At 69.2% G+C, this 13,241-nt stretch carries 9 protein-coding genes; 1 reads left to right on the top strand and 8 read right to left on the bottom strand.

Annotated elements, in window-relative coordinates:
- Positions 1 to 200: 200 nt before the first annotated feature.
- The 8 genes from zomB to IU449_RS20360 form a co-directional block, all read right to left on the bottom strand.
- Complete coding sequence (gene zomB, locus IU449_RS20395) at positions 201 to 2,132, bottom strand: flagellar motor control protein ZomB (RefSeq protein WP_195003778.1); 1,932 nt, start codon at positions 2,130 to 2,132, stop codon at positions 201 to 203.
- 7 nt (positions 2,133 to 2,139) lie between these two features.
- Positions 2,140 to 3,072: a decaprenyl-phosphate phosphoribosyltransferase gene (locus IU449_RS20390; protein ID WP_195003684.1), complete on the bottom strand. Its 933-nt coding sequence runs from the start codon at positions 3,070 to 3,072 to the stop codon at positions 2,140 to 2,142.
- A gap of 93 nt (positions 3,073 to 3,165) precedes the next feature.
- On the bottom strand, positions 3,166 to 3,696 hold the full coding sequence (locus tag IU449_RS20385; protein ID WP_195003777.1) for a phosphatase PAP2 family protein: 531 nt from the start codon (positions 3,694 to 3,696) through the stop codon (positions 3,166 to 3,168).
- A gap of 254 nt (positions 3,697 to 3,950) precedes the next feature.
- A complete protein-coding gene (locus IU449_RS20380; RefSeq protein WP_195003683.1) occupies positions 3,951 to 5,861 on the bottom strand; it encodes a glycosyltransferase in 1,911 nt (636 codons plus the stop codon).
- A gap of 74 nt (positions 5,862 to 5,935) precedes the next feature.
- Positions 5,936 to 7,159, bottom strand: a complete 1,224-nt coding sequence (glf, locus tag IU449_RS20375) for a UDP-galactopyranose mutase (RefSeq protein WP_195003682.1) — start codon at positions 7,157 to 7,159, stop codon at positions 5,936 to 5,938.
- A 191-nt stretch (positions 7,160 to 7,350) separates the two neighbouring features.
- A complete protein-coding gene (locus IU449_RS20370) occupies positions 7,351 to 7,899 on the bottom strand; it encodes a hypothetical protein (protein ID WP_195003681.1) in 549 nt (182 codons plus the stop codon).
- Between the two features lie 238 nt (positions 7,900 to 8,137).
- Positions 8,138 to 8,911 carry a MerR family transcriptional regulator gene (locus IU449_RS20365; protein ID WP_195003680.1) on the bottom strand — a complete coding sequence of 258 codons (774 nt, stop codon included), beginning with the start codon at positions 8,909 to 8,911 and terminating at the stop codon, positions 8,138 to 8,140.
- Between the two features lie 228 nt (positions 8,912 to 9,139).
- On the bottom strand, positions 9,140 to 10,516 hold the full coding sequence (locus tag IU449_RS20360) for a SpoIID/LytB domain-containing protein (protein WP_324188345.1): 1,377 nt from the start codon (positions 10,514 to 10,516) through the stop codon (positions 9,140 to 9,142).
- A 307-nt stretch (positions 10,517 to 10,823) separates the two neighbouring features.
- Here IU449_RS20360 and IU449_RS20355 point away from each other — a divergent pair, with 307 nt between their 5' ends.
- Positions 10,824 to 13,034: an N-acetylmuramoyl-L-alanine amidase gene (locus IU449_RS20355; protein ID WP_324188344.1), complete on the top strand. Its 2,211-nt coding sequence runs from the start codon at positions 10,824 to 10,826 to the stop codon at positions 13,032 to 13,034.
- Positions 13,035 to 13,241 lie beyond the last annotated feature (207 nt).

Raw genomic sequence — 13,241 nt, 5'->3', positions numbered from 1 at the left:
GCGACCCTCTGGCAGCCGGAATTGAACTAAGTCCAGATCACGCCCGCGGGCGTCGCGGACGAGCCTAACCCCTTGCGCCGCCTCGGACGTTACCAAACCGAGACAAAGAGGTATATCCCACTATCACACTGCAACCTCTGTGCCAAGAGTGCACGCTCGAGGCCGGTGTGACAAGCCGTGATGTTCACCGGCTTCGGCGGTCAGCGCGGCGGCTGCGGGAACGGGTCGATGAGACCGCATCGCGCGATCTCGTACTTGGGCACCCGATCGATGCGGTACTTCGCGAAATCCAGCGCGTTGCGCAGGTTGTGCCGGAACCGTTCGAAGGTGAGCGGGTCGCGCGTGGAGACCAGCAGCGCGTGGGTGTCGTTGCAGCTGAGCGCGGTCCTGGCCTGGGTCACCCACTTCTCGTCGAGGAACCACGGCATCCACGGCTTCTGATCGACCATGCCCGTGTCGACGACGACCCAGTCCGAGTACAGGCTCTTGTCGTGGCCGATGCGTCCGTCCACGAGCCGGTCGCTGTGCGCGGCCAGCGGGTAGGCCAGACCCATCGGATCGATGACCCGGACGTCGAGCGGGACGTTCATGCTCGTCATGCCCAGATTCAGGAAGTAGACCGTGTGCCCGGCCCCGCCCTCGGGGATGGGCTGCGGCGGCGGCGCGATGTACCAGAACATGAACGACGGCGAATTCAGCAGCAGGCCGCCGTTGGGGTTGCGCCTGATATCGGCGACCATCGCCCGCATGCGCGGATAGTCGAGATAGTCCTCGGCGCGGATCGGGTGGTCGTGGCCGGTGTTGAGCACGTAGTAGACGCGCTCGTCGACGATGCCCGACTCGCTGATCTTGGTGCCGGAGGTGATCGCGGTGGTGCCCGCGGCGAACAACGCCCAGCCCACGGTCGCGAGCCAGGCCAGCAGCACGAAGCCGAAGCCGCCTCGCGCGAGAGCCGACCCGGAGCGCGGCAACCGCAAGGGCAGCACCGAGACCGGCAACAGCAGCAGGAACACCTGTGCCAGCAGCATTCGCCCGTGCATGAAGTCGCCACCCACGCGCAGGGCGTAGACGGTCAGAATCAGGCCGCTGAGGATCACCAGCGTGACCACCGCCGCGGGCGAACGCAGCCACCGCCTGCTCCTCGCGAACCGGGAAGCGCCGACACCCTCGGCTCCGGGCGCGGGCGACCAGGCAGGCAGTCCACCGCCGCGCACGGCGACCACCGCCGCGGCCAGCAGGATCAGCAGTGGCAGCCACAGCAGGTACGGGCCGACCAGATCCCACAGGTAGGTGAAACCCTGTTCCCACTTGGCGCCGCCCGCGTCCTTGGCGACGGCGGTGTTCGGGTAGGGCAGGCCGTAGTACCCCATCCGCCAGATCTGGTAACCCAGCGGCACCACACCGGCGACCGCGACGATCCCGATCCGGGTGGCCACCGGACCGAACCGCCATGTCGGCATCGGCGCGAAGAAGATCATCAGCAGCGCCAGGCCGCCGACCAGAGTCATCTCGGGGCGGATCAGCGGCGCGAGCCCAGCCAGGAACACCAGCCAGGCCAGCCCACCCGGCCGCACGCGGTCGGCCTGCGCCCACCGCATCATCGACCACCACAGCACCGCCAGCCAGCAGATCACCAGGCCGGTTTCCAGGCCGGAGGTGACATAGTCGCGGGCGGGCGGCAGCGCGATGTAGACGAGCACACCCGCCGGCAGCAGCAACGACGATCCCGCGCCGCCCCACAGCCGGGCCGAACCGAGCATGGCGAACACGACCGCGATCAGCGAAAGGGTCAGCGCCACACCGAGAACCACGTACTCCAGGCGAACCTGGGTGAGCCAGCTGAAGAACCAGACGATGTAGGTCCAGGCGGTACTGGTGTTCGCCTCGACCCGCTCGTCCATGTTGAACACCGGGCCGTTGCCCGCGAGCAGGTTGCGCACCGTGCGCAGCACGATCAGGCCGTCGTCGGCGATCCAGCGACGGTTCCACCCGCCGATCGCGAACAGCGCGACGGTCAGCGTCATCCCACCGACGAAGAGGGCCGAAGACAGGCGTAGCGCCGACGAGACCGAACGCTCCTGCGCGGCAGGGCGATCCGTCTCGTCTTCAGTTCGCTCCGCTGCTTCGACCAACTTCTCGTCAGGTGAGATAGACAGCGACACCTACCGCTCCGATCCAGGCGATGGCGAGGAACTGCAGAATGCGGTCCCCCAAGGCGATCTCTTCCGGTTCCCCTGCCTCACCGCCGTCGACGTCGACCGCGTAGCGCAGGATGGCGATGGTAAACGGCACCATGGAGATCGCGAACCAGGTGGTGTCGTTGGCACGATCCTGCTCGAAGGCCCACAGGCCGTAGAAGACGACGACCGCGGTGGCCGCCAGCGTCCAGATGAAGCGCAGGTAGGTCGGTGTGTAGTACTCGAGGGACTTGCGGATCTTGGCCCCGGTGCCGAGCGCGATCTGCAGTTCGGCGTAGCGCTTGCCCGCCGCCATGAACAGCGAACCGAACGCCATGATCAGCAGGAACCACTGCGAGAGCACGATATTCGCGGCCGCGCCGCCCGCCACCGCGCGCAGCAGGAAGCCCGAGGACACGATGCAGATGTCGAGCACCGCCTGATGCTTGAGCCCGAAGCAGTAGGCCAGCTGGATGCCGATGTAGACAGCCATCACCACGGCCAGCTGCCAGGAGGCCAGGAAGGCCAGCAGCACCGAGGCGGTCAGCAGCAACACCGACAGGCCGAAGGCGAGGTTGACGGGCACCACGCCCGCGGCGATCGGACGGAACCGCTTGGTCGGGTGCGCCCGGTCGGCCTCGACGTCGAGCGCGTCGTTGACCAGGTAGATGCCCGAGGCCGCCATGCAGAACACGATGAAGGCGATGGCGACGTGCCCGAGCACGGTGAGGTCGCTGACCGTCTCCGGCCCGGCCGCCAGCGGGGCGGCGAGCACGAGCACGTTCTTGACCCACTGACGCGGCCGGACAGCCTTGATCAGTCCTCCGGCCAGCGACTTGGGCGGACCCTTGACGACGGCATCGGCCAGGTCGGCGCCGGTCGGCTCTTCACTCATCTCAACCAAGGCCTTTTCTCGAGCGGTCACTGTCTTCGATCTCGTCCGTGCTGTCTGCTGTGTCGCGCGGGGCGATAGGCGTGCGTTCGCACGCTACCGTCCCGCGGCCCGTCGCTCGCGCCGCTTCTCGACGGCGAGCAGAGCCGACGCCGACGCCGCGCCCAGCACGGAACCGGCCAGCACGTCGGAGGGGTAGTGCACCCCCAGTACGACCCGGGAGAGCAGCATCGGGGGGATCAGCACCGCAGGCAAGGGTAGCCCGGTGAGTTTTCCGAGCAACACCGCCGCCGCCGCCGTGGAGGTGGCATGCGAGGAAGGGAAGCTCAGCTTGCTCGGCGTACCCACGTTGACCTGCACCGACGGGTGATTCGGGCGCGGACGGCGGACCACCCGCTTGATCACGATGGACGCCGCGTGCGCGCCGACGGCGCCGACCGCGACACCTGCCCACTGCCGCCTGCGCGGCTTGTCGACCAGCCAGCCCGCCGCCGCGATGCCCACCCAGCCGAGCGCGTGCTCGCCGAAGTGCGACATGCCGCGCGCGGCCGAGACCACCGCCGGGTTCGCGCCGATGCTCGACTGCACGGCGTTGATGATCGCGACCTCAGGCGAGCCGGGGGCCACGCCGGGCTGCTCGACGGCGGCCGCGGATTCCGCGAAGGCCTCCGCGCGGGCGTTCGGGGACACGGTCTCACGCTTCCCGGCGTCGTTCCGGCCGCCGATACCGTTCTCCCTCAGAACACCGGTCTCAGTCGCGGCGCCGTTCTCGCTCACGGCACCGTTCTCGCTCACGGCACCGTTCTCGCTCACGGCACCGTTCTCGCTCACGGCGCCGGTCCGGCTCACACCGTCGTTCTCGTCCACAGCACTGTTCGGGTTCACCGGTTCTCGCCTTCGGTCTGCTCGATGCCGAAGACGTTCTCCCAGGCGGCGGTGCTGGTCAGCCGCGGATGGGCGGCCCGGTAGCGCTCGCGCAGCTCGGGGAAACGTTCGGCCAGTTCCTTGCGCAGCCGCATGGCCTCCTTGAACAGGGCCAGCGCCTGGCGCGGGTCGCGCTTACGGTAGACCACGCCGCGCCCGTCGGCGGTGGTCACGGTCACGCCGTCGACCTGCGAGAGCAGGTACCAGCGCGCGTCCAGGGTCGGCACGTTCAGCTGCGGGGTGTCGTGGTGTTCGGGGCGGGCCGGGCGGAAGTTGTGCACCACGCCCTTGACCAGCCTGCCGATCTTGGCGATCGGATTGGCCGGTTCGCCGACCGCGCCCACGTTCAGGTGCGAGGCCAGCGGCAGTTCGGTCGAGGAAGGCAGGATCACCGCGTCCGGGTACTGCTTGCGCAGCTCGTGCACCGCGCCCAGCGCCGAGGGCAGCAGCTGGAACAGCCGCTCCGGGCCCGCCAGGTAGTCGCGGATCGCCAGGTTCTGGATGGCGACGGTCGAGTATTCGAGGCACAGCAGGTGCTTGAGGGTGGCCTTGATCGTGCTGAGGATCAGGCCGCGGCCGTCGCCGGGCATGTGCAGGGAGGCGACCACCAGCCGGTTGCGCAGGTGGAAGTACGCCTGCCAGTCGATGGCGTCGTCCTTGTCGCTCCAGGCCATGTGCCAGACCGCCGCACCGGGCAGGGTGACGGTCGGGTAGCCCGCGGCCTTGGCGCGCAGACCGTATTCGGCGTCGTCCCACTTGAGGAACAGCGGCAGCGGCTGGCCGAGCTCCTCGGCCACCTGACGCGGGATCACGCAGGTCCACCAGCCGTTGAAGTCGACGTCGATGCGCCGGTGCAGCAGCTTGGAGTTGTCCCGGTCGCGCAGCGGGTACTTCGCGAAGTCGTGGTCGTACTCGACGTTGGGCGCCGCGCTCCACATGAAGATCGACCGGTCGACGACCTCGCCCATCACGTGCAGATGGGAGCGTTCCTGCAGGTTGAGCATCTGCCCGCCGACCAGCACCGGTGACTTGGCGAAGCGGGAGAAGGCCAGCGCGCGCAGGATCGAGTCGGGCTCGATCTCGATGTCGTCGTCCATGTAGACGATGAACTGGGCGTCGGTGGTCTTCAGCGCCTCGTACATCACCCGGCTGTAGCCACCGGAGCCGCCGAGATTGGGCTGGTCGTGGATCGACAACCGGTCACCGAGCACGGCGGCCGCCTCGGCGAAACCGGGTTCGTCGACGACCTTGCGGGTGCCCTGGTCGGGAATGATGACCGCGGCGATCTTCTCGAGCACCAGTGGATCGGAGCCGAGCGCGGCCAGCGTCTTCACCGCGTCGGTGGGCCGGTTGAAGGTGGGCATGCCGACGGCGATGCTGCCCTCCCCCGGCGCCTCGATCGGGGCGAACCAGCCGCCCGACAACAGGGTCACCGCGGTGTCGGTGGTGATGTCGAACCAGATCCAGCCACCGTCCTCGAACGGGGCCAGCTCGGTCTCGAACTCCACGGTGGTCGAGTCCGCGCCTGCCGCGACCGCGAACTCCTTGCCCTGCACGTGGATTCGCGAACCGTCGGCCTTGGAGCGGTAGACGTCCACCCGGCCGTGCCCGGCCAGTTCCAGGCGCAGCACCACCGAGGTCAGAATGCTCCAGCGGCGCCAATAGCTGGCGGGCAGCGCGTTGAAGTAGGTGCAGAACGAGACCTCCGACTCCGCGCCGATGGCCAGCGAGGTGCGGGTGGCCGCGTGCGCGCGCCGAGCGTTGGTCGCCGATTCCTCCAGGTAGAGGGTGCGCACATCCAGCGGCTCGCCGGGGCGAGGCAGGATGATGCGCTGGAGCAGCGATTTCGCTCGGGTCTCGGTCGTCATGTCTTCCAATATGGGGTGGGAGGTCGCTGGAGGAGTCATCGTGACTTTCGTTGTATGCGCCCCGGGTTCTCGGCTCAGCTCTGCTCGTCGACCAGCGGGGCACCGGTTTCCAGGTGCGGGCGCAGCACGTTGTCGAACATGCTCAGCGCCGAACCGATCGCCATGTGCATGTCCAGATACTGGTAGGTGCCCAGGCGCCCGCCGAAGAGCACTTTGGCCTCGGCGGTCTCGCGTGCGGCACGCTCCCGGTAGGCCAGCAGCTTGGCACGGTCCTCGGGGGTGTTGATCGGGTAGTACGGCTCGTCGCCGGTCTGCGCGAAACGCGAGTACTCGCGCATCACGACCGTCTTGTCCGTCGGGTAGTCGCGCTCGGGATGGAAATGGCGCGGCTCGATGATGCGGGTGTAGGGGACGTCGGCGTCGTTGTAGTTCATCACCGAGGTGCCCTGGAAGTCACCGGTCTCGAGCACTTCGGTCTCGAAATCGATGGTGCGCCAGCCCAGTTCGCCCTCGGCGTAGTCGAAGTAGCGATCCAGCGGGCCGGTGTAGACGACCGCGGCGTCCGGGTTCGCGGCACGCAGCTCGTCACGCACCTCGAACCAGTCGGTGTTCAGCCGCACCTCGATGAGCTCGGAGGCGGCCATGTTCTCCAGCCACTTCGTGTACCCCTGCGTGGGCAGGCCCTCGTAGGTGTCGTTGAAGTAGCGGTTGTCGAAGGTGTAGCGCACCGGCAGGCGAGTGATGTTGCCCGCGGGCAGTTCCTTCGGGTCGGTCTGCCACTGCTTGGCGGTGTAGTCGCGCACGAACGCCTCGTAAAGCGGGCGCCCGATGAGCGAAATCGCCTTCTCCTCGAGGTTCTGGGCGTCCTTGGTCTCGACCTCGGCGGCCTGCTCGGCGATGAGCGCGCGGGCCTCGTCCGGGGTGAAGTACCGGCCGAAGAACTGCGAGATCAGGCCAAGCCCCATCGGGAACTGGTAGGCCTGCCCCTTGTGCATCGCGAAGACGCGGTGCTGATAGTTCGTGAACTCGGTGAACTGTGTGACGTAGTCCCACACCCGCTTGTTGGAGGTGTGGAACAGGTGAGCGCCGTACTTGTGGACCTCGATCCCGGTCTCGGGTTCCGGCTCCGAATAGGCGTTGCCGCCCAGGTGGTAGCGCCGGTCGAGCACCAGCACTCTCTTGCCGAGCACGGTGGCCGTGCGCTCGGCGACGGTCAGCCCGAAGAAGCCGGAGCCGACGACGATCAGGTCGAATTGTGCGTGGGGGTTTGCGGAGCCGGGAGACGATGCGACGGTCACGGGAGCCCAGAGTATCGGAAGTCCGGCGCAGCGCAGGGTGCAGTCACGCCCAGACAGTGACCGCCCGGCCCTTCGCCGCTTTCCGCCCTGGTGAAGGCGGCTCTCACCAGCCCGGCGCGGGCTGACGCGGACCCGGCTGGTGGTACGGCGGATAGGTCGTCGTGGTTCCCTCTCGACAAGCGGACCGCACCTCACCGCCCGGCGCGCGCCACCCCGGGGTCGGCGCGCGCGAACCAGCGTGTGGTGGCCGGCGCGGCGGTGACCAGCACGACGATCAACGGCAGGATCACCGCGGCAGCGCTCGGGAGCCAGGCGCCGTGCACGAGGGCGTCGATCACGCCGGGCAGGCCGGCGGTGGCGATGGCGACGTCGACGGCGGTGCCGCCGGGCTGCGACCAGTGCACGCCGTAGTCGGACTCGTAGCCGGACAGCGAGGTGAGCAGACCGACGAGGGCGAAGGCGAGCCACGCGCCCGCGCCAAGCAGGACCGTCACGCGACCTTCCTCTTCCCCGCGGTACATCCGCAGCGCGCCGTAGGCGAACACACCGGCGAGCAGAGCCGCGCCGAGCACGGTGGACACCGCCAGGGAGTTGTCGTAGACACCGGAATCGGTGACGAACGACCCGCCCAGGACGAGCAGGCTGATCAGGTTCGCGGCGGCGGCGAGCACGGCGAACCAGACGGCAACCGTCGCGGCGACGCCGCCCGGCCCGGTGGAGCTGACCACACCCTGGCTCATGAGGGTTCCTCCTGATACGCGACGACGCAACGGCTCGGCTCCGCACGATGTCGGGCGCGAACGGACCAAGTATGCGCAACCGCAGGGCCGCGTGCGTCCGGGACCCGTGACGCAAACGGCGACGCCCGCGCGAGATTCCCGCGCGGGCGTTCTTGTTCACAGTCGGCTCCCGGTATCGATCGCCGGGACCGATCCGGTGTCACCGGACCGGCGCCCCTTCGACCGACACCGCCGCGTCCTAGCGCAGCACCGCCTCGGCGTAGGACTTCATGGCGTCACGGACATAGGCGGCCGTGCCCTCGCCGTGCCTGTCGTAGTTCGCGCCGAACCGGGGATCGGCGACGTACATCTCGCCCAGGCCGATGAACGCGTCCGCGGTCACTTCCCGGTGCCGCCAGCCCAGCCCGATCCAGTCGTGGTGGCGGGCGGTGATGGCGCGCACCTCCTCGCTGTCGACCGGCAGGCCCGCGGCGTGCGCCCTGCCGAAGTCGGCGGCGATATCGAGGCAGTCCTGCCCGAACCGCTGCTTCTGCTCGTCGGTCAACGATCGATACCAGGCATCGCCGCTGGTGTAGGCCTCTTCGCCCCAGCGTTCGATCACCTCGTCCTTGTATCGCGAGTGGTCGAAGCCGTCGAAAACCTCTGCTGCCACGAGTTGCTCACCTCTTTCCGTCTTGTGCAACGTGGTCCGCACCGAGTCGATCAGCCGCGCGATCCGCTCCTGTTCCTGTTTCAGCAGGCCCAGATGGGTGCGCAGCGCGGCGGCGGTGTCCTGTTCGCCCGCGAGGACCTCGGCGATGACCGGCAGGCCGAGGCCGAGTTCGCGCAGCAGCAGGATGCGTTGCAGCCGCAGGAGGGAGTTCTGGTCGTAATATCGGTATCCGTTGGCGCCGATCCGGCTGGGCGGCAACAGCCCGAGCTGCCCGTAGTGGCGCAGCGTCCGGCTGGTGGTGCCCGCCGCTCGTGCCAGGTTCTGGATCGACCATTCCCCGGTGCGGGTGTCCGTCGCCATGACCGGTTCTCCTTCCCCGATCTTCTCGGTGAAACCAGTCTGCAAATTGACGCTACGTCAAGGTCAAGCCTCTTTTCCTGGGTTCGCCGCATGCGCCGGGGCGGCGGGCCGATCCGGTAGCCGTCACGACCATGACCGCCGCTCGGCCACGCCGAGTCGCGATGCGGTCAGGCAGCGGGAACCGCACGCGAATCCGCCTGCTCGGGCGCCTCGCAGGGACGGACCGGATCAGCCTGCGGGAGGGGGAGACATCCGCGCGCCGGTCGGAGTCACCGCCTCGATCGGCGGAATGGCGAACCGGTTCTCCACCGGTACCGAACCCAGGGCCTGACCACTTTCCGCCGGACCGACTTCTCCCGGACCGACTCCCGCCGAGTCGGCCTCTGCCGGGCCGACCTGCGCCGGGCCTGCCCCGCCGGGAGTGACCTCGGTCGGTGTGTCCAGGAGGTCGGTGCCCGGGATCATCTCCAGCAGCGTGGTGAAGTCGACGACCTGGGCGCCGAGCAGTTCGGTCACGATGATCACACCGTTGGTGAACAGCCGGTAGGTGCCCGCGTGCTGCGGGAGTTCCCCCTCCGGGCCGAGCGGGTCGCCGAGGGAGCTCGCGGGACCACCGATGCGTTCGTATTCGATGTCGATCGCCGTCGGGCCCTCGGTGGTCACCGCGGCATCGGGGACGATGTCGCCGGGCCCCACCGGCGGGCGGACGATCTCGAGGTCGGCGGGGGCGGGCCCGACCTCGAAGGTCTGGATGTCGGCGGGACTGCCGCCGCCGGGCGCCGCCGAGTACTCCGCGCGCAGAATGTGCCCGTCGCGCAGGAGGACCCGACCGGCGGTGGACGCGACGGCGGCGCCCGAGCGCGGATCTTCCCGTTCGGTGCCGGGGTAGACCTGGCAGTCGGTGCTGTCACAGGTCTGCGCGTAGGGATAGCGCGTCTCGGCCAGCGCGTAGGACCGGGCCGCTATGGCCTGGGCGCGCAGGGCTTCGTTGGCGCCCTTGTCGGCCCAGTTCGCCTGCATCTCGGCGGGCACGACGCCCAGCAGGTAGTCCTCGACGTCGACCCGGTTCACCGTCCGGAACGCGCCGTCTTCGAGGGCCACGCCGAGCGCGCCCCGGTAAGCACCTCCTCCGCAGACGGTCAGGTGTTCCGCGGCCGGACGGGCCGGTTTCGGGTCGAGCGGATAGAGCCACGGATCCGATGTCGCCGTCTGCCAGACCTCGTCGCCGTCGCACCCGATGGTGACCACGACGTTCGCGCCGCCGTCGGGCAGCGGGGTCAGGTGCGCGACCTGCCCTGGTTCGAGGACTCGTCCGGCCACCCGGGCGCCCGCCTCGGCGTAGGCGTCCAGTGCCCTGTCGTCGAGACCGGTCAATCGCACCGCGAGGGTGGTGGGACCGATCGTGCCGATGGTCGCGCCGGGGTAGTAGTGCGCCAGGATCTGCTCCGCGGTACTGCCCTCGGTGGCGCTGTCGAAAGCACCCGCCTGACTCATGCCGCGGCCGTGTCCGGGACCGGACAGGGGTGAATAGTCATGTGCGGCAGGCGGATCGGTGGCGGCGAGCGCGCCGCCGATCAGCAGTGCCGTCGCGCCGGTGAGCACCACCGGTCGCAGTCGGATCGTCGGGGGTCCGCCCCGGTTCCGAAGTCGCGTTCGGCGCCGGGTCCGGACTAGCGGTCCACAGTCGTTCTGTTGTCCGTCACGCCCACTGCTACGCATCGTCACACTCCCACCTCGTCGGCATGTCTCCCGGACCGGCCGCACCCCAGGGGCTACATTCGAGCAATCACTAATCTAACCCTAAACCATAGGTTTATATTTGTGGTGAATGTGAACCAGTGTGATGGCTGTTCTTTCCGGACACAACCCCGATCCAGCGCCTGATCACTGTTCGATCCGATGGGAGAGACCTGTGCCGTACCCCAAGCCGAAACGTTCCTTCGTGCTACCGATGGTGACCACCCTGGCGGTCGCCGCCCCACTGGCAGCGCTGACGATGAGCGACTCGGCGGAGGTCCGCCCCGCCAACGGATCGGAGACGGTCGGGGTACCCGCCCAGCTGGCGCAAGTAGTCCTGAACCAGGCTGCCGACATCACCCTCCCGCTGCGCGAACTGAGCGGACTCGACCTTCCCGACCTCCGCCTGTCCGACCTCCGCGAACTCCCGAGAACCGCCACTGACCTGCCTGTTCCCGGTGCGGCGCCCGACCAGGCGGCGGCTCCGAAGGCCATCGCCGCCCCGGGCGACCTCCCCGAGGGCATCACGCCGGACTCGCCCGCGCTCGCGCCCGGCGTGTTGCCGCAGGAGTTGCTCGACCAGCTCGGCGCCCAGGTCAAGGAGCTGTCCAGGGAGACCCCGTTCAGCATGGTCGCGCTCACCGCGCCGGACCTGTCGGGCACCACCGCGATGATCCGCGCGCGCGGCGCCGACGGCGGCTGGGGCCAGTGGTATCCGGCCGAACCGGTGGACGCGGGCGCGGGCGCCGCGGCTGCGGCGAAGCCCACCAGCGGCACGGAGCCGATCTACGTCGGTGACACCACCTCGGTGCAGATCCTGGTCAGCCGCAAACCCGCTGCTATGGATCCGCAAACGCCAAGCAGCCCAGAGCGATCCGGTCCGGTCGCACCCATCGCGCATCCCGAGTTCGATCCGGCGCAGGCGATCGACGATCTCACCGCGATACTCATCGATCCCGGCCGCGGCGCGCTCGACGCCTCGCTGCACGAAGTCGCCGCCGCGCTGCCCGGCGGCGGACCGAACGTGATCACCCGCAGCCAGTGGGGCGCCGACGAATCCATCAACTGCCAGGATCCCACCTACGACGACGGCCTCGGCGGCGTCACCGTGCACCACACGGCCGGCCGCAACGACTACGACCGCGCCGAATCGGCGGGCATCGTCCGCGCGATCTACACCTATCACTCGCAGACGCTCGGCTGGTGCGACATCGGCTACAACGCCCTGGTCGACAAGTACGGCCAGATCTTCGAAGGCAGGCGCGGCGGGCTCGACCGCCCGGTGCAGGGCGCGCACGCGGGTGGGTTCAACGAGAACACCTCCGGCGTGGCGCTCATGGGCAACCACGAGTCGGTGCCGCCCACGGAGGCCGCGATCCAGTCGATCGGCTCGTTCATCGGCTGGCGCACCCGGGTCGCCGGGCTCGACCCCCTCGGCCACACCACTATGTGGTCGGAGGGCACCGAGTTCACCCCGTACGCGCGGGGCGAGGAGGTGGATCTGCCGATCGTGTTCGCGCACCGCGACGTCGGCTACACCACCTGTCCCGGCGATGCCGCCTACGGGATGATGGATCGCATCCGCGAGATCGCCGCGGGCACACCCGGCTCCTCCGAACCGCGGCGCGTCGGATCCGATCTGGCCGCGCTCGCCCAGCTCACCGCCCGGCTGCTGAACATGGTCAACGACAATCTGATCGCCAAGCACTACGCCGCCACCGGCGGCCCGGCGGGCCCCCTCGGCGAAGCCGCCTCCGAGCCGATGCCCGCCGCGCAGGGCCAGCAGTACGCGAAGTTCGTCAACGGCTACGTCTATACCGCCCCGTACGGCAACGCGGTGGAGGTGGCGGGCGCGATCCTCGACCGGTTCCTCGCCATGGGCGCGGATTCCGGCATTCTCGGCCTGCCGCTGTCGAGCCCCTACCCGGTGCCCGAGGGTCTGCGCTCGGACTTCCAGAACGGCTCGCTCATCCTGAATCAGCTGACCGGCATCGTCACCACGGTCTGGAAGACCTACAACGACACGCTCCAGGAAGAGATGGGCCGCCATCCCGACGCGGAACCCGAAGGCGCTCCCGCCCCGGCCGAGGCACCGCCCGCCGACGCCGCGCCCGCCCCAGCCGACGTACCGCCCGCCGACGCACCGGCTGCCCCAGCCGACGCCGCGCCGACGCCCGCGGACACGGTGCCGACGCCCGCCGATGCCGTGCCGACACCGGCTGCTCCCCCGGCACCGGAACAAGATCCCGCCCCAGCTCCCGCAGGCGCCGCTCCCCTGCCCGAGGGGCCGCTCCCGGAATCAGCACCCGACAGCGCTGTCCCGGTTCCCGGCGGGGACGGGCCCGTTCCCCCGACGGCCGGTCCCACAGCCGTCCCATCCGCCTAGCGCTGCCTTTCCCCGGCCGCCCGGTCCCACAGAACCTCGCGCCCGCCAAGCGCTGCCCTCGCCTCGGCCGCCGGTCCCCACAGAACCTCGCGCCCGCCTGTTGGTCCCGGCCTCGGAACGGCGGTCCACTTCCCGCCGGGCGCCTGGCACCTGCGGTCGGCACTACTGCGACGGGCAAGCGATCCTGCGCGTGGGCAGCACTCCGAT

It is taken from the genome of Nocardia higoensis (genome assembly GCF_015477835.1).
GTDB lineage: Bacteria > Actinomycetota > Actinomycetes > Mycobacteriales > Mycobacteriaceae > Nocardia > Nocardia higoensis_A.
Note: the sequence above shows the minus strand (reverse complement) of the source record. Positions and strands in the feature narration are given on the sequence as shown.

What these genes read in the sequence shown, in the direction of transcription:
- IU449_RS20390 (WP_195003684.1), bottom strand. Translation starts at nt 3,072, where the DNA reads ATGAGTGAAGAGCCGACCGGCGCCGACCTGGCCGATGCCGTCGTCAAG.
- IU449_RS20380 (WP_195003683.1), bottom strand. Translation starts at nt 5,861, where the DNA reads ATGACGACCGAGACCCGAGCGAAATCGCTGCTCCAGCGCATCATCCTG.
- IU449_RS20370 (WP_195003681.1), bottom strand. Translation starts at nt 7,899, where the DNA reads ATGAGCCAGGGTGTGGTCAGCTCCACCGGGCCGGGCGGCGTCGCCGCG.
- IU449_RS20365 (WP_195003680.1), bottom strand. Translation starts at nt 8,911, where the DNA reads ATGGCGACGGACACCCGCACCGGGGAATGGTCGATCCAGAACCTGGCA.